The organism is Mesorhizobium yinganensis, from assembly GCF_040081985.1.
In the GTDB taxonomy this organism is placed as follows: domain Bacteria; phylum Pseudomonadota; class Alphaproteobacteria; order Rhizobiales; family Rhizobiaceae; genus Kumtagia; species Kumtagia yinganensis.
Genome location: NZ_JBEBMH010000001.1, coordinates 41503 through 67040, shown reverse-complemented (window position 1 = coordinate 67040; position 25538 = coordinate 41503). Strand labels below are relative to the sequence as shown.

At 63.5% G+C, this 25538-nt stretch carries 24 protein-coding genes; 11 read left to right on the top strand and 13 right to left on the bottom strand.

What is annotated here, in order from left to right; genetic code table 11:
* Positions 1-59 precede the first annotated feature (59 nt).
* From ABMA59_RS00310 to ABMA59_RS00295, 4 genes are read right to left on the bottom strand one after another with little or no spacing between them, the layout of a single operon-like run.
* Positions 60-1094, bottom strand: a complete 1035-nt coding sequence (locus tag ABMA59_RS00310; protein WP_349003299.1) for a substrate-binding domain-containing protein — start codon at positions 1092-1094, stop codon at positions 60-62.
* A complete protein-coding gene (locus ABMA59_RS00305) occupies positions 1091-2056 on the bottom strand; it encodes an ABC transporter permease (RefSeq protein WP_349003298.1) in 966 nt (321 codons plus the stop codon). The genes ABMA59_RS00310 and ABMA59_RS00305 overlap by 4 nt, the downstream gene beginning before the upstream one ends.
* Entirely contained in the window at positions 2053-3102 is a 1050-nt protein-coding gene (locus ABMA59_RS00300) for an ABC transporter permease (protein WP_349003297.1), read from the bottom strand. The genes ABMA59_RS00305 and ABMA59_RS00300 overlap by 4 nt, the downstream gene beginning before the upstream one ends.
* The gene (locus ABMA59_RS00295; RefSeq protein WP_349003296.1) at positions 3099-4679 is read right to left on the bottom strand and encodes a sugar ABC transporter ATP-binding protein; all 1581 of its coding nucleotides are present in this window, start codon (positions 4677-4679) and stop codon (positions 3099-3101) included. The genes ABMA59_RS00300 and ABMA59_RS00295 overlap by 4 nt, the downstream gene beginning before the upstream one ends.
* Before the next feature lie 363 nt (positions 4680-5042).
* Between ABMA59_RS00295 and ABMA59_RS00290 the strand changes: the two genes are divergently transcribed.
* Positions 5043-6563: a GMC family oxidoreductase gene (locus tag ABMA59_RS00290; RefSeq protein WP_349003295.1), complete on the top strand. Its 1521-nt coding sequence runs from the start codon at positions 5043-5045 to the stop codon at positions 6561-6563.
* A 172-nt stretch (positions 6564-6735) separates the two neighbouring features.
* A complete protein-coding gene (locus ABMA59_RS00285) occupies positions 6736-7482 on the top strand; it encodes an SDR family NAD(P)-dependent oxidoreductase (protein ID WP_349003294.1) in 747 nt (248 codons plus the stop codon).
* Positions 7483-7489: 7 nt separating this feature from the next.
* Here ABMA59_RS00285 and ABMA59_RS00280 read toward each other — a convergent pair whose 3' ends face one another.
* The 7 genes from ABMA59_RS00280 to ABMA59_RS00250 all read right to left on the bottom strand — a co-directional run bounded on the left by ABMA59_RS00280 (position 7490) and on the right by ABMA59_RS00250 (position 14947).
* The gene (locus ABMA59_RS00280; RefSeq protein WP_349003293.1) at positions 7490-8539 is read right to left on the bottom strand and encodes a Gfo/Idh/MocA family protein; all 1050 of its coding nucleotides are present in this window, start codon (positions 8537-8539) and stop codon (positions 7490-7492) included.
* A gap of 257 nt (positions 8540-8796) precedes the next feature.
* Complete coding sequence (locus tag ABMA59_RS00275) at positions 8797-10137, bottom strand: LLM class flavin-dependent oxidoreductase (RefSeq protein WP_349003292.1); 1341 nt, start codon at positions 10135-10137, stop codon at positions 8797-8799.
* Positions 10138-10485: 348 nt separating this feature from the next.
* On the bottom strand, positions 10486-11379 hold the full coding sequence (gene purU, locus ABMA59_RS00270) for a formyltetrahydrofolate deformylase (protein WP_349003291.1): 894 nt from the start codon (positions 11377-11379) through the stop codon (positions 10486-10488).
* Positions 11376-12176 (bottom strand): 3-methyl-2-oxobutanoate hydroxymethyltransferase, encoded by an 801-nt coding sequence (locus tag ABMA59_RS00265; protein WP_349003290.1) that lies wholly within the window; start codon positions 12174-12176, stop codon positions 11376-11378. Before ABMA59_RS00265 ends, purU begins: the two co-directional genes overlap by 4 nt.
* Positions 12177-12204: 28 nt before the next feature.
* On the bottom strand, positions 12205-13422 hold the full coding sequence (locus ABMA59_RS00260) for an NAD(P)/FAD-dependent oxidoreductase (RefSeq protein WP_349003289.1): 1218 nt from the start codon (positions 13420-13422) through the stop codon (positions 12205-12207).
* Positions 13423-13457: 35 nt separating this feature from the next.
* The gene (locus ABMA59_RS00255) at positions 13458-13772 is read right to left on the bottom strand and encodes a MocE family 2Fe-2S type ferredoxin (protein WP_349003288.1); all 315 of its coding nucleotides are present in this window, start codon (positions 13770-13772) and stop codon (positions 13458-13460) included.
* 71 nt (positions 13773-13843) lie between these two features.
* Complete coding sequence (locus ABMA59_RS00250) at positions 13844-14947, bottom strand: fatty acid desaturase family protein (protein ID WP_349003287.1); 1104 nt, start codon at positions 14945-14947, stop codon at positions 13844-13846.
* Between the two features lie 177 nt (positions 14948-15124).
* Here ABMA59_RS00250 and ABMA59_RS00245 point away from each other — a divergent pair, with 177 nt between their 5' ends.
* Entirely contained in the window at positions 15125-16150 is a 1026-nt protein-coding gene (locus ABMA59_RS00245; RefSeq protein WP_349003286.1) for a LacI family DNA-binding transcriptional regulator, read from the top strand.
* A 39-nt stretch (positions 16151-16189) separates the two neighbouring features.
* Here ABMA59_RS00245 and ABMA59_RS00240 read toward each other — a convergent pair whose 3' ends face one another.
* A complete protein-coding gene (locus tag ABMA59_RS00240; RefSeq protein WP_349003285.1) occupies positions 16190-16555 on the bottom strand; it encodes a hypothetical protein in 366 nt (121 codons plus the stop codon).
* A 156-nt stretch (positions 16556-16711) separates the two neighbouring features.
* Between ABMA59_RS00240 and ABMA59_RS00235 the strand changes: the two genes are divergently transcribed.
* The gene (locus ABMA59_RS00235; protein ID WP_349003284.1) at positions 16712-17461 is read left to right on the top strand and encodes a 2OG-Fe(II) oxygenase; all 750 of its coding nucleotides are present in this window, start codon (positions 16712-16714) and stop codon (positions 17459-17461) included.
* Between the two features lie 17 nt (positions 17462-17478).
* Complete coding sequence (locus ABMA59_RS00230) at positions 17479-17985, top strand: methylated-DNA--[protein]-cysteine S-methyltransferase (protein WP_349003283.1); 507 nt, start codon at positions 17479-17481, stop codon at positions 17983-17985.
* 370 nt (positions 17986-18355) lie between these two features.
* On the opposite strand, the gene ABMA59_RS00225 is transcribed toward ABMA59_RS00230, so the two are convergent.
* A complete protein-coding gene (locus ABMA59_RS00225; RefSeq protein WP_349003282.1) occupies positions 18356-18937 on the bottom strand; it encodes a methylated-DNA--[protein]-cysteine S-methyltransferase in 582 nt (193 codons plus the stop codon).
* 696 nt (positions 18938-19633) lie between these two features.
* Here ABMA59_RS00225 and ABMA59_RS00220 point away from each other — a divergent pair.
* From ABMA59_RS00220 to ABMA59_RS00195, 6 genes are all read left to right on the top strand, one after another.
* On the top strand, positions 19634-19912 hold the full coding sequence (locus ABMA59_RS00220) for a hypothetical protein (RefSeq protein ID WP_349003281.1): 279 nt from the start codon (positions 19634-19636) through the stop codon (positions 19910-19912).
* A 241-nt stretch (positions 19913-20153) separates the two neighbouring features.
* The gene (locus ABMA59_RS00215; RefSeq protein WP_349003280.1) at positions 20154-21950 is read left to right on the top strand and encodes a hydantoinase B/oxoprolinase family protein; all 1797 of its coding nucleotides are present in this window, start codon (positions 20154-20156) and stop codon (positions 21948-21950) included.
* A 36-nt stretch (positions 21951-21986) separates the two neighbouring features.
* The gene (locus tag ABMA59_RS00210) at positions 21987-23162 is read left to right on the top strand and encodes an ABC transporter substrate-binding protein (protein WP_349003279.1); all 1176 of its coding nucleotides are present in this window, start codon (positions 21987-21989) and stop codon (positions 23160-23162) included.
* A gap of 18 nt (positions 23163-23180) precedes the next feature.
* The gene (locus tag ABMA59_RS00205) at positions 23181-23933 is read left to right on the top strand and encodes an ABC transporter ATP-binding protein (protein ID WP_349003278.1); all 753 of its coding nucleotides are present in this window, start codon (positions 23181-23183) and stop codon (positions 23931-23933) included.
* Positions 23933-24658 carry an ABC transporter ATP-binding protein gene (locus tag ABMA59_RS00200; protein WP_349003277.1) on the top strand — a complete coding sequence of 242 codons (726 nt, stop codon included), beginning with the start codon at positions 23933-23935 and terminating at the stop codon, positions 24656-24658. Before ABMA59_RS00205 ends, ABMA59_RS00200 begins: the two co-directional genes overlap by 1 nt.
* Positions 24655-25536 carry a branched-chain amino acid ABC transporter permease gene (locus ABMA59_RS00195; RefSeq protein ID WP_349003276.1) on the top strand — a complete coding sequence of 294 codons (882 nt, stop codon included), beginning with the start codon at positions 24655-24657 and terminating at the stop codon, positions 25534-25536. The genes ABMA59_RS00200 and ABMA59_RS00195 overlap by 4 nt, the downstream gene beginning before the upstream one ends.
* The last annotated feature ends 2 nt before the right edge of the window (positions 25537-25538 follow it).

The following is a 25538-nucleotide window of genomic DNA, read 5'->3' as shown; positions in this document are numbered from 1 at the left end:
CGCGGGAAACGAAAACGGCTGGCGTGCCGAGGGCGCGCCAGCCGTTTCCCAGGGAACTGCTACTTCGCAGCCGCCTCGACATTGTCCTTGTTGTAGACCGAGAACGGCCCCATCAGCACGCGCAGTCCGGCGTCTCGGGTCGGATCTTTCGTGATCGTGTATTCGCCCATGCGGCCGGCCGTGAATTTTGCGCCGTCTTCCGCCTTCAGCGTGCCCGTCGCGAGCTGGTAAGCGGTTTGATAGGTCAGATAGCCAAGATCGACAAAACTCCAGAGCGCGAATTCCGGCGCGCAGCCGTTCTTGGTGTAGGCGAGCATCTCGCTCGGCACGCCAAGGCCGCTGACCTTGATCTTGTCGCACAGGCCTTCGTCCTGAAGGGCCTTCGCCGCAGCCACGATGCCGACCGAAGTCGGCGCCATGACCAGCTTCATGTCCGGATATTTGTCGATCAGCGCGTTGGTCTGGTCGTAGCTCTCTTCCGACTGGTCGTTGCCGTAGACCGTCGCGAGATATTCGAGCTTGGCATATTTCGGGTCCTTCAGCGCCTCCATCATCGCCTTGATCCAGGCGTTCTGGTTGGCCGCGTCCGGCGATGCCGACAGGATCGCGAACTTGCCGCCATCGGCCCCGAGGATCGACAGCGCCATGTCCGCCATGACCTTGCCGGTCTCGGAAAAATCCACCTGGGCGACAAACACGTCTTCGCCCTCGGCCGACGGGATCGGTGAATCCCAGGTGACGACCTTGATGCCCTTGTCGTGCGCGGCCTTGGCGGCCGGCACGATCTGGTCGCCGGAATTGTTGGAGATCATGATCGCCGCGACGCCCTGCGTTGTCGCGTTGGTGGTGATTTCGATCTGTCCGGCGACGCTGTTTTCCGGCGTCGGCCCGAGGAACTGCAGCGGCTTGGAATTCTGCAGTTCCTTTTCCGCCTCGAGCGCGCCGGCGTGAGCCTGGTCGAAAGGCAGGATACCGAGGAATTTCGGCAGGAGGACCATGTCCAGCGCAGCGCCCGGCTTTGCCTGCGCCCATGCGCCCTGTGCCATTGCCATGACCAACGCCGTCGTGGCGGTGGCGAGTAGGTACTTTCTCATGTCACTCTCCCTTTGACATTGCGACGTATTGCCTGCGCTATGTTCGGGACCAGAACCGAAAGGATCAGCAAGGCTCCGATCACGCTTGTCTGGGTGTTGCCGGTTATGCTGGCGAGACCCATTCCGTTGCGGAGGTTCAGGATCACGAGGATCGACAGGCCGACCCCGACGATGTTTCCCGAACCGCCGAAAATGCTGACGCCGCCCAAGAGGACGATGGTGATGATGTCGAGCTCGAAGCCCGTGGCCATGTCGCCGCGCACCGAGCCGAGCCGGGCCGCATAGAGCACGCCGGCAAGGGCTGCGACAAACCCCGACGCCGCGAACAGCGCCATCTTGACCAGCTTCACCCGCACGCCCGAATAGCGGGCGGCCTCGGCATTGTTGCCGATGAAATAGACCAGCCGGCCGAACGCCGATCCGTGCAGGATAACCGCGACGACGACGAACAGGACAAGGAAGATCACGATCGAGACGGTGAGCGGGCCGATCAGCGCCTGCTGTCCCATCGTGTTGAACCATGCCGGAAATCCGCCGATGGCCCGGTCCTCGACGAAGATGCGCGCGACGCCACGGTAGCCGATGAGGCCGGCCAGCGTCACCGCCAGCGAGGGAAGCCCGATATAGGCAACCCAGAAGCCGTTAAAGAGGCCGGCCACGAGACCCGATAGCAGCGCCACGGCGATTGCCGCCGGCATCGGCACGCCCTGCTGGAACAGCCAGGCGAGCAGGCAGGCGGCCAGTCCCATGACGGACGCCACCGACAGGTCGATCTCAGCGTTGATGATGATCAGCGTCATCACCAACGCCACGATGATCTTCTCGATGGAGAGCTGGAACAGGTTCACGATGTTGCCGACGCCGAAGTAGTAAGGCGACGCCACTGCGTTCACCGCAACAACGGCGACCAGGATCGCCAGCAGCAGCCCTTCCCAGCTTCTCAGGCGCCCGAGCATGGTCATGACGGCGCTCGCTTCGTTCCGGATGGCGGATCGGCGATGCGCTTTAGTTCGCCCCGCGCCCAGAGCGCGCGCAGGCGCTGCAGGATCACCGCGTCACTGGCAACGGCAAGCAGGATCAGCAGGCCGAGCAGCGCGTCGCGCCAGAATTCGCTGATCTGCAGCCGGAACAGGCTCTGCTCGATGATGCCGATCATCACCGCGCCAAGCAATGCGCCGACCACGGTTCCCGATCCGCCGAAGATGTTGACGCCGCCCACGACGACCGCCGCGACGACGGCAAGTTCCAGCCCGCGCCCTGCCTCGACGGTGATGTTTCCGAACCGCGCGAGCGTCACGAAACCGGCAAGGCCGGCGAGCGCACCCGACAGCACGAAGACCAGGAAGATCATGCGCCGCATCGGCAGGCCGATCAGCGTGGCGGCATCGGGATTGGAACCAATGGCGTACAGGCGGCGGCCGATCGACAGATAGTTCGTCGCTAGATGGAAGATGACGACCATCGCCACCGCGATCATGAACAGCGCCCTTATGTCGAAGCCGTCGATCGCAATGAAATTGAGGCGCGGCAGGTCGACCAGCCAGGGCGGCAAGCTGTCGGTGGTGACGGTCCTGGCGCCGGACAGATCGACGAGCATGCCCCGGAAGATCGCCAGCGTGCCCAGCGTGACGATGATCGACGGGATGCCCGCGACCGCGACCAGCAGGCCGTTGACCGCGCCCATCAGCGCGCCCATGCCGACGGCGATGAGAACGGCGACCAGCGGGTGCATGTTGTTGTTGCCGGCGATCAGCGTGCCGACGAAATAAGCCGTGCAGCCGACGATGGAGCCCACCGAAAGATCGATGTTGCGGGTCAGCACGACGAGCGTCTGCCCGACGGCGACGATGGCGATGACGGCGACGCTGGAGGCGATACGGTTGAAGGTGCGCGCGCTGTAATAATTATCGATCAGCGAGCCGAAGAACAGGATGGCGACGATGATCAGCAACAACAGGCTGAGTTCACGCACCTGTTCCGGCCGGACATGGCGCTGCACCCAATTCATGCGGGCACCCCGATGGACACATCATTGCCGGCCTGGCCCATGGCAGCCGTCATCACCGCTTCCTGGGTGGCGTCGGCGCGGTCAAAAATCGCCATCTGCCGGCCTTCGCGCATAACCAGCACGCGGTCGCTCATGGCGAGCACCTCAGGAAGGTCTGATGAAATCAGGATGATGCCGATACCCTCGGCGGCAAGTTCGCCGATGATCGCGTGAACCTCGGCCTTCGCGCCCACGTCGATGCCGCGTGTCGGCTCGTCGAGGATCAGCACCGCGGGCTTTGTGTTGAGCCACTTGCTCAGCATCACCTTCTGCTGGTTGCCGCCGGAAAGTTTTGAGACGGCAAGATCGATCGTCGCCGTGCGAATGGCCAGCCGCTTGCGGAACATCTCGGCCGTCGCGCGCTCCATCGATCGTTTGATCAGCCCGAAACGGTTGAGGTATCGCCGGAGGATCGGCAGCGTGATATTGGCCGATATCGACATCGGCATAGACAGGCCAAGCTGCCGCCGGTCCTCCGAAACATAGGCGATGCGCAGATCCATGCCGTCGCTTGGCGTCTTCACGGCAACCGCCTTGCCGTTCAGCGCGATCGTTCCCGACGTCGCGGGCTCGATGCCGAACAGCGCGAGACCGACATCGGTCCGCCCTGCCCCGATCAGGCCGGCGAAACCCAGCACCTCGCCGCGATGCAGATCGAAACTGACATTTTCGAACGCTCCCTCACGCGCCAGGCCCCGCACGGAAAGCAACAGGTCGCTGGTTGCAGTCAGCGGGCGCGGCTGAAGCAGGCCCATCTCGCGGCCCACCATATCGGCGATCGCGCCCCGCGCCGTCGTTTGCGCGCGCGGACGTGTCGAGATCAGGCGGCCGTCGCGGAAGACGGTTACCTTGTCGGCGATCTCAAACACTTCTTCCATGCGGTGGCTGACGAACAGGATCGCAACGCCCTTGGCGCTGAGGTCGCGCACGAGCCTGAACAGTTGCGCGACCTCGTGCGCCGAAAGCGACGCGGTCGGCTCGTCCATGATCAGGACACGCACATTGAGTGAGATCGCCTTGGCGATTTCCACCGATTGCTGGGCGGCGAGCGTCAGGCCGCGCGCGGCGCTGCGGCCGTCAAGCGCCACGCCAAGTTCGCCGAGAATGGCTTCGGCGTCGCGGAACATCTTTTTCCAGCCGACCAGTTTTCCGCGATCCTGGTGGCTGATGAAGATGTTCTCGGCGACGTTAAGGTCCGGAAAGAGCAGCGGTTCCTGATAGATCGCAGCTATGCCGAGGCGCTGGGCCTCGGCGGCGCTGCGGACCACGACCGGCTTGCCATCGAGCTCGATCTCGCCACGATCCGGCTGGTAGACGCCGGTGATGATCTTGATCAGGGTCGACTTGCCCGCGCCGTTTTCGCCGAGCAGCGCATGGATTTCGCCGGGGAATAGTTCGAGGGAGACATCCTCGAGCGCATGGGTCGCGCCGAAATGTTTTGCAATGTTGCGCATGGCAAGCACGGGAGCCGACGCCGCAACGCCGATGCGCGCGGCTGGCAGGGCAGTTTCGGCATGCGCTCCTCCCGCACCCGTCACGACGTCCACCTCCCAGGCATGATCGCAAGGTTGGCCACTATGGCTTCTCTACCAGGCAATCCCGACGCCAACTATATTGAAACGTTATCATGATGAGCAAGTGGGTTGCGGATATTTTGTTTGGTCATCGAGCTCATGGGAGGGGCCGTATCACAAAGCAGTGGCGACAGAAAGCGAACTTATATCAACAATTTAAGTTCGTCGCTGGCCTAGAGAGATCACGAGATACCAACCGAGGCCCTTGCGTTTCGCATCACGTTGGCTAGGCTGGAAACGGTGCCGAGCCATTGTCTGCGATAGCCGGAAAGCCGCGAGGCGGATCATCGCAAAAAGCTCAGCCGCGATTTTCGGTCAGGGGGAACGATGGATCGATTCGACGTTATCATGGTCGGCGCGGGATCAGGCGGCGGCGTGGTTGCCGCGCGCCTCACTGAAAATCCTGACTGCAAGGTCCTGCTGATCGAGGCTGGCCCCGATTTTCCGCGCGAGGAAACCATCCCTCCCCTGTTCACCGTTAGCGGCGAGCATAGCTGGAAGACCGCGGCCATCCCCGAATTCGACTGGGATTTTTTCAATGCCGATCGTTCTGGAACCTTGAACGGACGGCAACTCTGGCTGCCGCGCGGAAAACTGATGGGCGGAACGTCGATGGTCAATGCGACCATAGCGGCGCGCGGCGCGCCGTTCGATTTCGACCGCTGGGCCTCGATGGGCTGTTCGGGCTGGGCCTGGAATGACGTCCTGCCCTATTTCATCAAGATCGAGAACGACCTCGACTTCGGCGACCAGCCGATCCACGGCAAGGATGGCCCGATCGTCATCCAGCGCTACAAGCCGGAAAGCTGGGCGCCGGTGAACCGCGTCATGTACGAGGCCTGCGTCGAACTCGGCATTCGCGAGGCGCCCGACCTGAACGGCCTAGACGCCCATGCCGGCGTGGTCGGCGTGATGCCGCACAATCGCTACAAGGAAGTGCGGCTCGGCACGCTGGTCACCTACATCCGCGCCGCGCGCAAGCGCGCCAATCTCACGCTTATGGCCGGCGCCGTGGCCGAGCGCGTCGTGCTTTCCGGCGGCAGGGCGGAAGGCGTCGCCTATATCGGCAGCGACGGGAAGACGGCGACGGCCTACGCCGACCAGATCGTGCTCAGCGCCGGCGTCTACAACACGCCAGCTATCCTGCAGCGCTCCGGCATCGGTCCCGCCGAATGGCTGAAACCGCTGGGCATCGACGTCGCCGCCGACCTGCCGGTAGGCAAGAACCTGCTCGACCATCCCGGCTTCGGCATGATCTTCAAGGGCAAGGGGCTTGGCGTGACCACGGGCCGCTCCTTCGTGGCGGATGTTCGCGGGCCTGGCGGACCAACGGGAGAACCGGCATGGCAGACCCATCCGTTCCCCGTCGACGAGGAGGAAGGCATGGCCGGGTTCTGGACCTACCTCACCCATGCGCTGGCGCAGGGCGAGGTCGTCATCCAAAGCCGCGATCCCCGGCAGGCGCCACTGATCGACCACCGCTACAACACCGTTATCCAGGACCGGCAGAACTTCGACGACGCCCGCACCTTCTGCAAGGAAATGCTGGCTTCCGCCACTTTCAGGCGGCACGGCGCCGAATGGGTGGACGACATCGACCAGCCGATCGCCGAGGCGCTGGCCGAGCGCATGGGCGCCGCCCACCATCAGGCAGGTACGGCGAAGATGGGGCCTGCGGACGACCCGACGGCCGTGGTCGGTACGGATCTGAGGGTCCACGGCTTCGACAATCTTCGCGTCGCCGACACCAGCATCTATCCCGACAATGTCCAGCACAACACCAACCTCACCGCGCTCGTCGTCGGCGAGCGGGCGGCGGAGTTTGTGGCGGCAGGCTTGGGCAGATAGGCACGTCTCGGAACTTTTGCGGCGCATGCGGGTAGTGGCGCATCATGTCCACGCTGCGTCGCCGGATCAGACGATTTAATGAAATACGCCAGCCGGGCAGAACATGGCGAAGCCTTTGCCGCCCGTCTATAGGTGACCATAACCATCGTTTCCCGCATTCGGAGTTGGACTGATGAACGATATTGATTTGAAGGGCCAGGTTGCCGTCGTGACCGGCGGCGCCCAAGGCATCGGCTTTGCCATCGCTCGCCGGCTGATCGCTTCCGGCGCCAAGGTCAGCCTGTGGGACATCAATGCCCAGATCCTCGATCAGGCAAAGGCGGCGCTGGGAGATGCGGCTTCCACCAAAGTGGTCGACATCACCGACCTTGCCGGCCTCCAGCGCGTCCATGCCGAGGTGGAAGCCGAGGTCGGCCCCGTGTCTATTCTGGTGAATTCCGCTGGCATCGCAGGCTCGAATGCATCGCTGGATGCTTACGACCCGGACGAATGGCGGCGTGTCGTCGAGATCAACCTCAACGGCACCTTTTATGTGAACAAGGTCGTCGTGCCGGCCATGAAGGAGCGGAATTACGGGCGCATCGTCAACATCTCGTCGGTCGCGGGCAAGGAGGGCAATCCCAATCTGTCGGCTTATTCCGCCGCCAAGGCAGGCGTCATCGGCCTGACGAAGTCGCTCGGCAAGGAACTCGCTAAATACGATATCGCGGTCAACGCCGTGTCGCCGGCCACCGCCAACACGCGCATCCTGGAAAGCCTCACCGAGGAATTCATCAACTACATGCTGGTGCGCATCCCGCGCGGGCGTTTCCTTGAGGTCGACGAAGCCGCCTCGATGATCGCCTGGTTGGTGTCGAAGGAAAACAGCTTTACCACGGCCTCGGTATTCGACCTGTCGGGCGGGCGCACGACCTACTGAGGCCCTCTCACCCCACTTCTTCCATGCGGCCGCTTGCGGCCGAGCGGTACATGGCGTCTAGCACCAGGCTCGACCGCATGCCGACAATGCCGTTGGCGGGATTGAAGACCTTCTCGCCCCGGCAAAGATCGACGAGCAGATTGACCGGCGCGGTCTGTTCATAGTCGCCTGCGCCAGGCCCAAAATCCACGATCTGGCTCTTGCCGTCGTGGCGGACCACTTCGAGGCGCGGGCGCTCGATGTCGAAGAGCAGCATGCCTTCCGTCCCGAAGACGCGTATGTCGATCTGGTAGCCGCGCGACTTTGGCACGGTCGCCGAGCCCGACAGCGAAACGGTCGCGCCGTTCGACAGTTCGACCACGGCCGCGTCGTAGAAATCGACGCCGGCTTTCGACAGGCCGGTTTTGGCGAATACGCGCACCGGATCGAGATCGACGATACGAAACAAAGCGCCAAGGCCGTGGGTCAGTTGGCCCCAGCCATAGCCTCCGGATTTCGCCGGATCGGCCCACGTCGCCACCGGCGGACGGAAAAGATGGTCCCTGGTCTCGATCATCGGCTCGCCGCCGAACAGGTCCGCCAGCGCCGAGGCCATCTGCGCCACCACGTGCCGAACCTCCCCGATCCAGCCTTCGCCGACCAGGCGATGCGCGGCCTCGACGATCGGACGGAAATTCCAGCCATAGGGCAGGACGATCTCGACGCCGTGGGCCTGCGCTTTCGCCACCAGCATGCGTGCATCCGCCGCGGTCGTCGCCATGGGCTTTTCGATCAGCGTATGCAGCCCTTTCGAGAAAGCGAGCGAGGCGTGTTCGGCGTGAAGGACATGCGGCGATGCGACGACGACGCCATGCAGCGTCTCGTCTTTGAGCATCGCCGCCGCATCGAGATACGGCTTCACCTGGGGAAAGGCCGCGATCACCCTGTCAAGCCCGTCGCGGTCCGGCCGGTTGACGGCAACGATGCCCACATGCTGATTGGCGAGCAGCGCCGGGATATGCGCGAGCGTTGCCCACCAGCCGGCGCCGATCACGCCTATGTTCACTTTCTGGCTCATGTCTTCCTCCCAAGACCTGCCCAATTACCAGACGATTCGTTGGCCCGCGTCGAACAGTTTTATGGCGAAGACGGCCTTTCCCCTCCCACCATTCCTCTGGGTACTTGGATAGGCTGCCGCTGGCGATGCGGGCGTCGCCGTCGTTTCGGTTGCGCGTGATGACGCCGGCGGCTCTACCGCCCGCTCCGTCTACCCGGCATGGCAGGCGGACGCTGCCGCGTTCCGTGGCGGCGCTGTCGCTGGCCGTTGCATTCACGTCAGTGATGCGCGCCATCGCTGAAGAAACGATTTTGCGGTCGGGCGAGCCCGAGATTCTCCCGCAGCGTCGCGCCTTCGTATTCGGTCCGGAAAAGCTTGCGGCGCTGCAATTCGGGAACGACCAGATCGACGAAATCGTCGAGGCCGGCCGGCAGATACGGAAACATGACGTTGAAGCCGTCGGAGCCGTCGCCGTAAAGCCAGGACTCCATCTCGTCGGCGATGGTTTGCGGCGTCCCGACGAAAGCGAGGCCGGAATAGCCGCCGAGCCGTTGCGCCAACTGCCGGACGGTCAGGTTTTCGCGCCGCGCGAGGTCGATCACGCGCTCGCGGCCGCTCTTGCTCTGGTTGCTCTCCGGGATGTCGGGAAGCGGTTCGTCCGGATCGAAAGCCGACGCATCGTGGCCGAGCGCGATCGACAGCGAGGCTATTCCGCTCTCGTAATAGATCAGGCTGTCGAGCTTAGCCCGCTTGGCGCGCGCCTCCTCGACGCTGTCGCCAACGATGACGAAGGCGCCGGGCAGTATCTTGATGGAATCGCGGGGGCGGCCGAGCTTTTCCGCCCGCCCTTTGACGTCGCCATAGAAGCGCTGGCCGGCTGCGAGGTCCTGATGCGCTGCGAAAATAACCTCGGCCGTTTCCGCGGCGAGCTGCCGCCCGGCCTCGGACGCGCCGGCCTGGACGATCACGGGCCAGCCCTGCACGGGCCGGGCGATGTTGAGCGGGCCGCGCACCGATAGCTGAGGACCCTTGTGGTTCAAGACATGCAGCTTGGCCGGGTCGAAATACAGCCCGCTCGCCTTGTCGCGGATGAATGCGTCGTCGGCAAAGCTGTCCCACAGGCCGGTGACCACATCGTAGAACTCGCGGGCGCGATGATAACGCTCGTCATGTTCGACATGGTCCTCCAGCCCGAAATTCAGCGCCGCGTCCGGATTGGAGGTCGTCACGATGTTCCAGCCAGCTCGCCCATTGCTGATATGGTCGAGCGAGGCGAAGCGCCGAGCGATGTGATAGGGCTCGTCAAAGGTTGTGGAAGCCGTCGCCACCAGGCCGATGCGCTGGGTGACGGCCGCCAGAGCCGAGAGCAGCGTGAACGGCTCGAACGAAGTCACCGTATGGCTGCGCCGCAGCGCCTGGATCGGCATGTTCAGCACAGCCAGGTGGTCGGCCATGAAGAAGGCGTCGAATTTCGCGGCTTCCAGCCTCTGCGCGAAATGCTTGAGATGGCCGAAGTTGAAATTGGCATCCGCGTAGGCGCCGGGATAACGCCAGGCGCCGGTATGCAGGCTGACGGGCCGCATGAAGGCACCGAGCCGCAGCTTTCGGTCTTGAGCCATGGAACGGCCCTTTCTTCGATTGTCTTTTTTGGATCAGCCGGAAACGATGAGCACGGAGCGCGGGCTTTCAAGGGGCACTTTGCCGACAAGACCGCATTATCCGCTCGGACCGCAGGGCGGGCCAAGAACCGCCATTCCAAATCCGCGGCCGGCCTGGCGAATTCCGTTCGGATTTTCGTCCGGCGGCGACCAGATCCGACGATTCTGCGTGACGTCACGAAAATGTCTGAAGCGAACGCTGAGGCGACCGGGCTGACGCGGTATTCAAAGTGGCGTTTTGTGAAACGCTCCGGATATGAACCTGATTAGGGTGTCCGTTCGCGCCTAGCAGCCGGCCGCTCGGTCGTCTCAGAAGGCCACCGTCTTGTGGCCGTTGATCATGACGCGGCCTTCAAGATGCAGCTTCACCGCGCGCGCCAGCACCCGGCTTTCAATGTCGCGGCCGACCGCGACGAAATCCTCGGCGCTCATTGCATGGGTGACACGTTCGGTCTCCTGCTCGATGATCGGGCCCTCGTCGAGATCGGAAGTGACATAGTGGGCAGTGGCGCCGATGAGCTTCACGCCCCGGTCGAAAGCCTGGTGATAGGGTTTCGCGCCCTTGAAGCTCGGCAGGAACGAATGGTGGATGTTGATCGCACGGCCGTAGAGCCGGTCCGCGAGACCTTCGGAGAACACCTGCATGTAGCGGGCGAGGATGACCAGTTCCGCGCCGCTCTCGGCGACGAGACGCTCCAGCCGCTCTTCCTGCGCCGCCTTGGTGTCGCGGGTGACCGGCCAGTGATGGAACGGGATGCCTTCAAGTTCGGCGATGCGGCGGGCGTCCTCGTGGTTGGAGACGATCGCCGCGATCTCGGCGTTAAGCCAGCCGACACGGATCTGGTAGATCAGATGCAGCATCGCATGGTCGAATTTTGAGACCATGATGACGATCTTCGGCCGGCGGCCGTGATCGAGCAGCGAGGTGGTCATGCCGAAACGCTCGATGGTCGGCTGGAGCACCCGGCCCAGCGTGTCGACCTTCGCGTCCGGCGGACCGGCGAAAGCGATGCGCATGAAGAAGCGGTTGCTCTGCCGGTCCCAGAACTGGCTGCTCTCGGCAATGTTGGCGCCGATTGCCGCAAGTTCGGCGCTCACAGCCGCGACGATACCCGGCCGATCCTCGCAGGAAAGATTGAAGATATGCACCGGCTGCGCCAGCGTTTCCGCGGGACCGTTGCTGGCAGTGGTTTGTGCGTTCATGCGGTTTCGATCCGTTCCATGAAGCGGGCAAGCTCGTCGGGCGCCATGTGCACCACGTGCTTGTCCTCGGGATAGGCCTTGCTGTTCACGTCGGCGACGAACTCGGAGAAGGCGGCTACGCGCTCGGCCTGCAGCCGGTCATATTCGGCGGCAAAATTGCGGTAAACCTTGGAATGGCGCGGCATATGGCCCCGGTTCTGGCCAAGCACATCCTCGGCGAACAGATATTGCGCGTCGCAGCCTGTGCCCGCGCCCATGGAGAGCAGGAACAGCGACGTGCGCTGCGAGATTGCCTCGGCGACCTCCACCGGCACGACCTCGATCTCGGCGCCGAAAGCGCCGGCAGCCTCAAGCTGCTTGACCGCGTCGAAAACCTGCATCGCCGTGTCGGCCGTCTTGCCGACCGCCTTGAACCCGCCGGTCCAGGTGGCGCGCGACGGGATCAGCCCGACATGGCCGATGACCGGGATCGCTTCGTCGGCCATGCGCTTCACCGTGGCATAGCTGGCGCTGCAATAGACCGCGTCGGCGCCAGCCTTGTACATGCGGAACGCCCAGCGCACGAAATCGTCGGCGGTGCCGATCTCGAAGAAATTCTCGCCCGGCATGGAAAACAGGCTAGGCGCCACCTCGCGATAGCGCGGATCGAGGATGAGCGTCGGCGGGATCGACACGATATCCACGCCTGCCCGCTCGGCGGCTTCGGCTTCGTCGAGCGTCATCACGCGCAGCATGGTAAGCTGCCGCTTCCCTTTCATGGCGCGAAGGTCGGCGATCGTCGGTCTTTTTCTGGTCATAGGTTTTGGTTCCCCCCTTTTATGCGTGTCAGGCGGCCAGCAAGGCCTTGAGTTTCGCGTCCGGCGCGGCAAGTTTTTCCTGCGGCGGATGAGCACGTTTGGCGATCAGCATCTCGGCCAGCCTGATGTCGCGCGCGACCGAATTGCCCGGACCGATGCCGCTCGCGGCAACGAGGCGGCCGTCGGCAGCCAGATGGAAGAGGATGAGCGCCTCTCCCATCTCACGGCGCACGATCTCGACGCCTTCGTTCGGCAGGCCGGCGATCTGCAAACCGAGATCGTACTGATCCGACCAGAACCAGGGCACAGCGTTGTGCGCCTCGCCGCCGCCGAGCATGTTCCTGGCGGCCAGCGCGCCCTGTTCCTGGGCATTGCGCCAGGCCTCCAGCCGCACCCGCCGCCCGCCATAGAGCGCCAGCGGGAACGAGCAGCAGTCACCGGCTGCGAAGATGTCCGGATCGCTGGTGCGCAACTGCTCGTCAGCAGCGATGCCATTGTCGATCGCCAGGTCTGCGGCCTCGGCCAGCCCGACATTGGGCACGGCGCCGATGCCGATCACGCAGAGATCGCCCTCGACCGCATGGCCGTCCGCCAACTGGACGCGGACGCCGTCAGCAATATCCTCTATGGCCGCGATACCCTTGCCGCAGAAGAAGTGGACGCCAGCAGCCGCATGGGCGGCATGGATGATTTCGGCAATCTCCGTCGGCACGCCGCGCATCAGGATGCGCGGCTGCGCCTCGATGACGGTGACCGGGCAGCCGAGTTTTCGGGCCGACGCCGCGAGTTCCAGCCCGATGAAGCCGCCGCCGACGATCAGCACGCGGACGCCGCTGCGCAGATGCGCGCGGATCGCCAAGGCATCGTCGAAGGTGCGGAGATAGACGGAGCGACGGCTCGCTTCGGCGAGCGGCAGCCGGCGCGGCGACGAACCGGTGGCGAGCAGCAGCTTGTCGTAGCCGAGCGACGTCCCATCGGCGCAAATGACATTCTTCTTCTGCCGGTCGATCAGGCGCACTTCCGTCGAGGCAAGATGGACAATGCCGGCCTCGGCCAGGCGCTCCCCCGTCGCCACGTGCCTGGGCAAGGGCTCGGCCTCGTCGGCCATCGCATCCTTGGACAGCGGCGGGCGCTCATACGGAAGATGCGGCTCGGCGCCGATTAGTGTAACCGGGCCGGCAAAGCCTCCCTCGCGCAGCGTGAGCGCGGCGCGCGCCCCGCATTCGCCGGCACCAATGATTACCATTCCGGCTTCCGAGCTCATGGACGTCCCCCCGCCAATCAGCCGATCTGGATCATCACCCTGCCCGCCTCGACCTTGACCGGATAGGTCTTGAGGTCGACGCAGACGGGAGCACGCTTCGCCTGGCCGGTCTTGTAGTTGAAGCGGCCATTGTGCTTCGGGCACTCAATGACGTCGTCCATAACCAGCCCGTCGGCCAGATGCACCTTCTCATGCGTGCACAATCCGTCGGTAGCGAAATATTCGTCGTCCGGCGAACGGTAGATCGCGAAAGTGCGGCCGCCATGGTCGAAGCGGATCACGTCTTCCTCGTCGACATCATCAGCCGCGCAAGCTTCTACCCATTCAGCCATTATCGTCCTCCGCTTGAATGCAGTCTTTTCGCGCGCCGCGCGATGGTCCCGTGGTCCCTCGCCGGATTGGCTTACTCAGCCGCCACCGGGATGGTCGTGTCGTGAAACTCGCCGCGATAGGGTTTCGCCGTCGGGGGCAGTTCCCGCTTGAGGAAATAATCCTCGTATTTGAGCTGTTTCATCAGCACCGGCCAGACTTCCTTATAGGCATGCCACATCGAAGGGCTGGGTTCCGGCAGGTCGTGCTTGATGATCTCGTGCAGCCGCGGCAGCGCGTGGTAAGGCACCATCGGGAACATGTGGTGCTCCACATGATAGTTCATGTTCCAGTAGATGAAGCGGCTGATCGGGTTCATGTAGACGGTGCGCGTGTTCAGCCGATGGTCGATGACGTTGTCGGCAAGCCCGATATGCTGCAGCAGACCGGTCAGCACCATGTGCCAGGTGCCGAAGAGGCGCGGCAGACCGACCAGCATCAGCGGCAGGAACGACCACATGTAAACCGCAAGAGCAATGGTCGCGACGTAGATCGCCATGTGCCAGCGCGCGGCTGTAACCGCCTTCGGTTGTTCGGATTCCGGGATGAAACTCTTTTCGTCCGGCGAGAGGTATCCAAAGGCGTTGCGCACCAGGATGGGCAGCGCATAGCGGAAGTCGAGCAGGCCGGTGAAAGCGAGCGCCGCCTTGAGAAGGTCCGGCGGCCGCATCACGGCGATCTCGGCGTCGCGACCGACGATGATCGTATCGGTATGATGCCGCGCATGGCTCCAGCGCCAGGTTACGGGATTGCGCATCTGCATGAAGCTGGCGATCTGATAGACGACGTCGTTCATCCACTGGGTCTTGAAGGCGGTGCCATGGCCGCACTCGTGCCAGCGCGAGTCGCTCGACGAGCCGTAGAGCACGCCGTAGACGAGGAAGAACGGCACGCACCACCAAGTTCCCCAGAACCAGATGGCGCCCGCCGCGGAACCGAGGATGACAGCGATCCAAATGACCGTGTCGCGGATCGCCGGCCCGTCCGAGCGCTGCATCAGTTCCTTCATCACCTTGCGGGGAACGTCGGTGTGATACCAGTCGGCAGAGGCAAGGCCGGTCTCGATCGCCCGCCTCGTGCTCTCGCCGACGAGGCTGTAGTCGCGCTTCTTTGCGATTTCGGCTGCAGCCACTGTCATGACCTCGCGATGTGAGAGCCGGTTCCGCCCCGATGCAGGGCCGGCATGAATGTATTCCGGCACAATACAGAATATCCTCAAGCCCCTCAATCATCATGACATACTTTCTATCATTTCTATCATTGCCTGCCTGACTGCATGAGAGTAAGACGCTTGGGACGAATGGAGTCCAGCCCTATGGCCAAGCGCCCGACGATCGAGCAACTCGCCCAGGAATCCGGGGTCAGCGTCGCCACAGTCGACCGCGTCCTCAACAAACGCCTGCCCGTCCGTGCCGAGACCGCACATCGTGTCTATGAAGCCGCGCTGCGTATCGGCTTTCATGCCGCCGGCCTGATCGGGCAGCGGCTTCGCGAGGAGCAGCCCACATTCCGGCTCGGCTTCCTGCTGCTGGAGACCGACCGGCAGTTCTATGGCCGCTTCGCCGACGAAATCGCGACCGCTGTCGCCGCTTTGCAGGCGTTTCGCACATCCTGCAAGATTGATTTCATTTCCTCTCAGGATCCGTCCCAAGCCGTCGCCCGGTTGGAAGCCGTGGCGGCCCATTGCGACGCGGTCGCGATGGTGGCGCCCGAGCATCCGACTTTGACGGCGGCGGTGGAGCGGCTCAAGGAGCGCGGCGTGCCGGTCTTTGCACTCCTGTCGGATTTCGCGCCGGAGGCCCGGCGTGCCTATGTCGGCGTGCACAACAGCAAGGTCGGGCGCACTGCCGCATGGATGATCGCGCACAGCGCGCGCCCGGGAAAAGTGGCGCTGTTCGTAGGCAGCCACCGTTTTCACGGCCACGAATTGCGCGAGATCGGTTTTCGGGCCTTTTTCCGCGAGGAGGCCCCGGAATTCACGGTGCTCGACACCATCGTCAACCTGGAGACCCATGAACTGACGCACGAGGCCATGCTCGACCTGTACCGCCGGCATGACGATTTCGCCGGCGTTTATGTCGCCGGCGGCGGTTCGGGCGGCCTGGTCACGGCATTGCGCGAAATGGAGCCCGACCGGCGACCCATCGCCGTCTGCAACGAACTCACCGCCGACCGGCGCGCCGCCCTGGCAGAGAAACTGCTGACCATGGTGATCGCGACGCCGGTCGAACGCGTCTGTCGCGAGTTGGTGCCCTTGATGGCGGAGTCGCTGAAGCCAGGTGGCAGCGCACCGGCACAGATTTTTCTGCCGTTCGACATTTACCTACCGGAGAGCATCTGAACGCCGGCAGGAGCACCGCCGCGCCGGCAGCCACACGCCTTACCTGGAGTCGAACTGCGACTCGAATTCCTCACAGCGCAGAACCGGACAGGATTTCGTATCGGCGGCGGTGATGTAGGCGTAATCCGTGACTTCTCCGACCTGGCAGAATTGGGCATTGCGAACAAAACGATCGTAAAGCGGATTGCCTCGCCTGGAAGTGTAGCTGACGATGGCCGCGCCTTCGCCGACGATCCTCTGCTGCACGCTCGCGCAGCTCATCCGGTTGGATGAGAACCGGGAAATCGCCTGTGCCTCCGTCGCGAGGAGGAGGGCGACGGCGACGAGAATGCACCGGATCATCACGAACTCCCTCTGCTCATACCCAAATAAACGCCGTCGGGCGCTCAATCCTTCCGCATCCATTTAGGTCGGCAATTGCCTGCCGACAGTCTCGCCGGATTCCGGCATTCGAGAGATTCCGGAATCGGGTGGCGCTGTGCAGTCCGTTCTGACTACTTCGATGCGGAAGCAGCCGCTGCGACGTCTCAGATGCGGTTGCCCTTGACGAGGAGATTTTTCATGAACGCCGAGGCAAAGATTCTTCCGTCGGAACCTGCCATGGCCGACGCCGCGCAACGTGTCGACGACTACGACTGGCAGGCGCTCGGAGACGACCTCAATGCCTATGGCTGCGCAGTGATTGAAAGACTGCTGAACCCGCAACAATGCGAGATGTTCGCCGCGCTCTATCCGCATGAGGAGCATTTCCGCAGCCATGTCATCATGGCCCGGCATGGCTTCGGCAAGGGCGAATACCGCTACTTCCGCTATCCCCTCCCCGGCCTGCTGGAAGAGCTGAGAACCTCGCTCTACGCCCGCCTCGCGCCCGTCGCCAATCAATGGAACGAACGCATGGGCGACAAGATCCGTTATCCCGACGAGCACCAGGATTACCTGCGCCTTTGCCACGACGCGGGCCAAAAACGGCCGACGCCGCTGCTGCTGCAATATGGCCCCGGCGACTTCAACGCGCTGCATCAGGATCTCTATGGCGACCTGGCCTTCCCGATCCAGGTTGCGGTGCTGCTGTCGGAACCCGGCCGCGATTTTTCCGGCGGCGAGTTCGTGCTGACAGAACAGCGGCCGCGCATGCAGAGCCGCGCCGAAGTGGTTCCTCTGAGGCAAGGCGACGCGGTGGCGTTCGCCGTCCACAACCGTCCCGTCCAAGGCACGCGAGGCAACTATCGCGTCAATCTGCGGCATGGGGTAAGCCGGCTTCGTTCCGGCCGGCGCCACACGCTCGGCATCATCTTTCACGACGCGAAGTGATCTCGATGATTTTGCAATTGACCCTCGAACGCATGGCGACACCGCTCGGCGACATGCTGCTCGCTGCCGATCCGGACGGAGCGTTGCGGGCCGTCGAATTCGCCGATTGCGAGGAAAGGTTTTACCTGCTGCTCGACCGCCGGCTGGGTGCCGGACGATACAGGCTGGAGAGCGCCCAGACTTCCGGCAGCGCCAAATCTGCCTTGGAGGCCTATTTCGCCGGCGATGTCGGCGCGATCGACGATACTCCGGTCAACTATGGCGGAACGCCATTTCAGCAATCGGTCTGGACGGCACTGCGCAAGATCGCGCCGCGGCGCGCGCTCACCTATTCCGGACTGGCGACGAGCATCGGCAGGCCGTCCGCGCCGCGCGCCGTCGGCCATGCGAATGGCGCAAATCCCTTCAGCATCGTCGTTCCCTGCCACAGGCTGGTCGGCTCCAACGGCGACTTGACCGGCTACGCCGGCGGCATAGAACGAAAACGCTGGCTGCTCGACCATGAGGCCAAGCACGCGGGCTGAGACTCAATTTATTGACACCAAAGGGTGCGTCCTTCGAGGCTCGCCCATCTTCGTTTGCGCCAATCTTCGAAGCCCATGGAGGCGAGCACCTCAGAATAAGGAAGGTCGTGCCTGCAGGCCAACCTTCAGTGTCACGCCTGTAGTGCCGAACGGCGGAATTAAGCTGCGCCGCGGAAATGTCGCTGTTGTGACTGTACAAGTCTGCCGGCGAAATCAGGCAAGCAAGAGACTGAGCGCGACGTTGAAGGATGATGCAGGAACGGCCTCCCTCATCCTGAGGTGCTCGCCCTCGCTAACGGTCGAAAGGTTGGCGCAGATGTCGAAGGGCGAGCCTCGAAGGACGCACCCAAACATTCTCCAATCATCCGCCTCAAAACCCGAACGACTGCTGCGCCTTCTGCGCGGGCTTTGCAGGCTGCGCCTGCTCGATATGAACGCCTTCCAACTCCAGCATCCGCACTTTTGACGTCGCGCCGCCGGGAGCCGAAAATCCACCGACCTTGCCGCCGGCCGCCAGCACGCGGTGGCAAGGGATGATCAGCGGCACGGGGTTTTTGGCCATAGCCTGGCCGACGTCGCGCGCCGCTTCCGGCCCGGCGCCGAGCTGTTTCGCCAGCGTGCCGTAGGTCGTCGTGTGGCCCCAGCCGACCTGCCGCAGCGCATCATAGATTTTTCCGAAGAACGCTTCCTGGTCGCCGAGATCGAGGCGGATTTCGGAGAAGTCGACCACCTCGCCCGCAAAATAGCGCTTTGCAGCCTCTATCGTCCTGGCGATCTCCGCGTTCGGTGCGGCTTTCTCGGCATCCGGCAGGCGACGCAGCATCATGCGTTCCGCGGCGTCGGGCGTGCTGGTCGGCAATTGGAAGCGGCTGACGCCCTCGCCTGTCCAGGCAATCCCGCAGAACCCGTTGGCGGTTTCGAAGATGGCGTAGTGTTGCGTTGTCTGGCCCATGGCATGGCCTCCTTTTCGTCTGCCAAGGATGTCATGCAATGCGGGTGCGAATACAACCCGATTCTTGCTCGTGCCCAGATTGAATGTCCGGTAACGACCCCCATTGCGGACATGGACACTTCTACTATCTTCGGCGTTTTCGCTTCGAGGGCTACAATGAGGCCGCACGAGTTCGCTGTAGTCACTGCGGTGGCCATCGTCGTCGCAGGCTGCGTACCACGTTCGAATAGCCACTACGCCAGCGGCATGAGCGGTTGCTGGAGGGCCGAGACGAAACCCGACGACGGGTCAGTTGGATCTAACCTTTTGTGCTTTGGTGAATATGGGAGGCTCCTTTCCGGTGTCTTTGGCAAAGGTGAAGGGCGAACCGGCTTAAGCAGCTTCCTCACTTACGGAACCAATCTCATAATCGAGGACGACAGTGCGAAACCAAGATCTCAGGGCGTTTACTGGCCGAGTGACGGGTTCCTCACCTCTCCCAAATACTCTCGCAAGCATGAATGCACCATTCGCAGCTTGACTGGTTCGCACCTTGTCCTATCGGGTTGTGCCTACGCAGCCACTTGGCAGTTGGCCTGCCGCAATCCTGATCGAGGTCTAATGTGCCCGCGTGGCAGCTAACCACCGATCGCAGACATTGCGTCACATCAGTCCGTATAGGCATATTGTGTCCGCAAAAAGAGAGATCGGACAGATTTGGGCAACGACCGTATTCAACAAGCTGCCGTCGCCGGGATGGCGCATTCGATCATGATGTGTGAGCAGGCAGCCGAGCTGATCCACGCTAGTGATAGCGAAACTATCGGCGAACTTGAGAGACGCTTCGGGTTCTCTCAAGCGGATGCCGTGACCCACTTCATCGAGCAGACGGAATGGGGAATTGAGATGTTCCCTCACTTTCAAGATCGAAAAGGATCATCGGAAGATCGACTCGCGTCAGTTCGTAGCAACTGGTCGTCTTGGGAGAGCGCATAACCAATCTGTAAAAACATCGACGCCGAGTCCGCCTCCCCCCTTTTGGACCCCCAAATCGAAACACATCCCCTTCCGGCGCCTAAACGCTGCCGCGACCGTTCCGTCCTGCCCGTCCGAAACACAATGCGTTCGCCTCAGTCGATCACAAAAATGATATTGACTTCATATTCATTTTACGGTGTGCTGCCGGAATAGGCGACGCCTGAATGGCGTCGCTCAAAACTCCATTTCGGATGGTGTGATGAAGCGGTCGGGCAAAGGCAAGGACGTTGCGGGCTTGGATCCGGTTTTGCTCGCGGTCCTGTCGAGCCGCTTCGAATCCATCATCCGCGAAATGACCAACACGGTCATGAAGGCCAGCCGCTCCAGCGTGATCAAGAACGCACGCGATATGTCCTGCGGCATCCTCACCTACGACCACCGGCTGGTCTCGGTCGAGGAAGCGCTGCCGATCCACGTCAACGCGCTGGAATTGACCACAAAACCGATCACCGAACTATTCGACGACGTGAAGGAGGGCGACGCCTTCCTGAACAACAGCCCGTTCTACGGCGTCACCCACCACGCCGACCTGACGCTGAGCGTGCCAGTTTTCTTCGACGGCGTGCCACTGTTCTGGACGCTTTCGCGCTCGCACCACGCCGACATCGGCGCGCCGGAACCATCGACCTACCTGCCCTTCGCCGCGACGATCTACCAGGAAGGCGTGCATTTCCCCTGCGTGCGGATCCAGGAGAATTTTAAGGACAAGGAAGACCTGATCCGCATCGGGCTGCAGAAAATCCGCGTCAGCAACATCTGGTACGGCGATTACCGCGCCCAGGTCGGCGCCTGTCGCACCGGCGAGCGGCGGCTGAAAGAACTGGTCGGGCAATACGGCATCGAGACAATCCGCGCCTTCGTCGAGGCCTGGATGGACTATGGCGAGCGCCGCGCCATTGCCGCGATCAAAACGCTGCCGGCCGGCACCTATACCTATGAAGTCCGGCACGACCCGGTCGCGGGCGTCGCCGACGAGGGCATTCCGATCAAGGCCAAGGTGACAGTCGATCCGAAGAAGGGGCTGATCACCGTCGACGTGCGCGACAACCCGGATTGCGTGCCGGGCGGCCTGAACCTCACGGAAGCCTGCGCCGTCGCCTCCTGCCGCATCGGCGTTTACTACAATCTCGATGCCGGCGTGCCGCACAATGAGGGCAGTTCGAGCCGCATCGTGCCGCTGCTGCGCGACAATTGCGTGGTCGGGCGCCCGAGCCATCCGATCGGCACGTCCTGCGCCACCAGCAACGTCAACGAGCGCCTTGCCAACGCCGTGCAATGCGCCTTTTCGGAAATGGGCGCACCCTACGGCATGGCCGAGGGCGGCGGCAATTTTTCGGCCGCCCTTGGCGTGGTCTCGGGCATCGACAAAAGGCGGGAGCAGCCGGTCGAATACATCACGCAATTGATGATGGCGCTGTCCGGCGGCCCCGCCAACCACGGCCACGACGGCTGGCTGACCTATGAGTGCTCGGTGGGCAACGGCATCATGGTCACCGATTCCGTCGAGGTCGACGAGGCCACCTATCCGATCCTGGTCGAGGAGCGGCGCATCTGCGAGGACTCCATGGGTTTCGGCCAGTGGAACGGCGCGCCGGCCGTGAAGGGCAGCTATCGCTCCCTGACCGGCGGCATGACGCTTTATGTCTGCGGCGACGGCGGCACGTTTCCGGCCAAGGGCGTGCTCGGCGGCCAGCCCGGCGCCCATTGCGGCACCTGGCGGCACAAGGGCGACGGCACCGTCGAGCGCCTGACCGATTTCTTCAGCGGCTCGATCGCCGACGGCGAGGCCGTGGGGTATCGTTCGGCTGCGGGCGGCGGCTATGGCGATCCGCGCAAACGCGAGCCTGAGCACGTGGTCGAGGACGTCAACCGCAAATGGCTGAGCGCGGCCGCCGCCAAGGAGGTGTTCGGCGTGGCGGTTCGCCTGACCGCCAACGGCATCGACTTCGAGGTGGATATGGCCGCCACCCAAAACCTGCGCGGCCAGACGCAGTAACTGCCAGGATCATAAAAAGCGACAAAGGGGAACGGCGTGAAAAACTACCGGACTTTGGGATTGAGCGGCCTGCTTCTTGCCGCCGGCATGGCGACGGCCGCACAGGCGCAGGAGCCCTTCGTGATCGGCGCGGCGATAGCCCAGAGCGGCGCGATCGCGCCCTATGACGAAGGCCCGGCGAAGGCGATGGAAATCGCCATCGAGGAGATCAACGCCAAGGGCGGCCTGCTCGGCCGGCCGCTGAAGATCATCTATTCGGACACAAAGTCCGACATCGCCTATGGCGCCACCGCGGCGCAGAACGTCATCGACCAGGGCGCCGGCATGGTCGTGGTGACCTGCGACTACGACTACGGTGGCGCGGCCGCCTCGGTTGCCGACGGCGCCAATTTGATCGCCTTCTCCACCTGCGCCGGCGACCCCAAATTCGGTCCGTCCGGCATCGGCCCCAACGCCTTCACCATGTCGACCGGCTCGCCGGGCCAGGCCGTCGCGCTGGCCGAATGGGCCTACAACAAGCAGGGCTGGAAGACGGCCTACATCCTGCTCGACACCACCATCGCCTTCGACGCCAGCTTCGCCGACGCCTTCGAGCGGCGGTGGAAGGAGCTTGCCGGCGCCGACGGGCTGCTCGGCAAGGACACGTTCGGCGGCGAGGATCCGCAGATCGCCAGCCAGATCACCCGTATCAAGGCGCTGCCGAAACAGCCCGACGTGATGGTGCTGGCCTCCTTCCCGCCGGGCGGCTCCAGCGCCATGCGCCAGTTGCGCGCCGCCGGCGTCAACCAGCCGCTGGTCCTGTCCGAATCCTGGGATGGCGACTACTGGCTGGAGGCCGTGCCCAATCTCAGCGATGCGTATCTGGTGACCTACGGCTCGGTGTTCGGCAACGATCCGCGTCCGGAAGTCGCCACCTTCATGGACAAGTTCAAGACGAAGTATGGCGCCGCCCCCGTCACCTCGCACGCCCTGACCGGCTACAGCGTCATCCAGGGCTGGTCGAAAGCGGTCGAGAAGGCCGGTACCTTCGACACCGACAAGGTGCGCGAGACGCTGGAAACCTTCGTCAACGAGCCGCTGATCACCGGCCCGACGAGCTTTACCAAGGAAACCCACATCAACATGCAGCGCGACCTGATCCTGCTGGAGGTGAAGGGCGGCAAGCCGGGCAATGTCGTCGGCGTGATCCGCGCCGAGCAGATGCCGAAATAGTTCCCGGCAGGCTTCGTCATGTCGGTGGTTTCGCCGGCCGATCGGGCCGGCGCTCTTCTTGAAGTCCGCAACGTCACCGTCGACTTCCAGGGTCTGCGGGCGATCGACGACGTCAGCCTCGTGCTGAAGCCCGGCGAGATTCTCGGCCTGATCGGCCCCAACGGCGCCGGCAAGACGACGCTGATCAACGTGCTGACCGGCTTCCAGGAGCCGACGCGGGGCAGCGTCCATTTGAACGGCGAGGATTTGCACGGCTGGAAACCGCATATCCGCAGCCGCCGCGGGCTGGTGCGCACGTTTCAGAGCGTGCTGCCCTTCGCGGGGCTTTCGGCCCTGGAGAATGTCGAGGCAGGCGGCGTCGCCATCGGCCTCAGCCGCGCCGAAGCGCGCAATGAGGCGGAAAGGATTCTCGGCGAGATGGCGCTGACGGCGAAGTTGCATCGGCAGGTGGGCACCTTGCCGTTCGGCGAGGAGCGCCGCGTCGGCATCGCCCGCGCGATCGCCATGCGGCCGCGCTTCCTGCTGATGGACGAGCCGGCGGCCGGCCTCAACGACGCCGAATGCCGCGACCTCCGCGACATCATCAACGGCATCACCCAAAAACTCGCCTGCGGCGTGCTGTTCATCGAGCACCGCATGTCGCTTGTGTTCGAACTCTGTCATCGCATCCAGGTCTTGCGGCTCGGCGCCACGCTGGCGATCGGCAGCCCGGCCGAGATCCGCTCCGATCCGAAAGTGCGTACCGCCTATCTCGGCGAGGAGGTCGCGTGATGCTTGAGATCACCGATCTTCACGTGAACTACGGCAACATCGTTGCCCTGCGCGGCATCTCGCTGGAGGTGGCCGAGGGGCAAATCGTTGCGGTCATCGGACCCAACGGTGCCGGCAAGTCGACGCTGCTCCTGACGGCGGCCGGCATGGTGCGGCCGCGCTCCGGCAGCGTCATCTTTGCCGGCCATATTTCGGGGCAGATGCAGCCCGAGGCGCTGGTCGCCGCCGGCCTCTCGCTGGTGCCGGAAGGGCGGCACATTTTCGGATCGCTGAGCGTCGCCGAGAACCTGGCGCTCGGCGCGACGGTGCGCCACGACCGCGCCGAGATCGCCCGCGACATCAACCGGGTGCTCACCATGTTCCCGGTGCTGAAGGACCGCTACCGCCAGCGCTCCAACAAGCTCTCCGGCGGCGAACAGCAGATGCTGGCCATCGGCCGCGCCATGCTGGCTAGGCCGCGCCTGCTGCTGCTCGACGAGCCTTCGCTCGGCCTTGCGCCGATCGTCGTCGGCCAGGTCTACGAGGCGATCCAGAATTTGCGGGCCTCTGGCGTCACGGTGCTGGTTGTCGAGCAGAACGCTTCGCGCGCGCTTTCGGTCGCCGACCGCATCTATGTGCTGAATTCCGGCGTCATCGCCATGTCGGGAACTTCTGGCGAGCTGAAGGGAACAGCGGCCTTCGACGCCGCCTATTTCGGCGTGTCGGCGGGAGCGGGCGCGCCATGAATTTCCTGCAGAACGCCATCGACGCCATCAGCCTCGGCGCGGTCTACGCGCTGGCGGCACTTGGCATCGGCCTGATCTTCTCGATCATGCGGCTGATCAATTTCGCCCATGGCGAGCTGATCATGGCCGGCGGCTTCACGCTCTATTCGCTGGTCGGCCAACCGCTGCTCGTACTGATCCTCGCCGCACTGATCGTCACGTCCATCCTGGCGCTCGGCATGGAGCGTGTCGCCTTCCGGCCATTGCGCAAGGCGAACCCGGCGACGCTGCTGATCGCCTCTTTCGCGGTCTCCTATTTCGTCCAGCACGTCGTACTGATGCTCTACGGCTCGCGTGCCATGGGCGTGCCGTTCCTCGCGGAGCTCGCGACCAGCGTCGAGTTCGGCGGGCTGAGGGTACCGCGCCTGCAGATCGTCACCATCGTTGTAACCCTTCTGTTGATGGGCGGGCTGGTCGCCTTCTTCCGGCTGTCACGGATAGGCCTGCAGATGCGAGCCGCGGCGGAAGACTTCAACATGGCGCGCCTCGTCGGGGTGAAAGCAAACCGCGTTATCGCCTTCGCCTTTGCGATTTCCGGGGTGCTTGCCTGCATGGTCTCCTTCTACCTCGTCGCCCAGACCGGCAGCGTCTCCTACAAGATGGGCGTCTCGATGGTGCTGATCGCCTTCGTGTCGTCGGTCGTCGGCGGAATGGGCTCCATCGCGGGCGCAGCGCTCGGCGGCTTCCTTGTCGGCATCATATCGGTCTCGCTGCAAGCCTACCTGCCGGTCGAGCTGCGGCCCTACCGCGACGCCTTCGTGTTCCTGATCTTCATCCTCTTCCTGTTCTGGCGGCCCGAGGGCCTGCTGAAGAGCCGTGCCGACAGGGAGCGGGTGTAGCC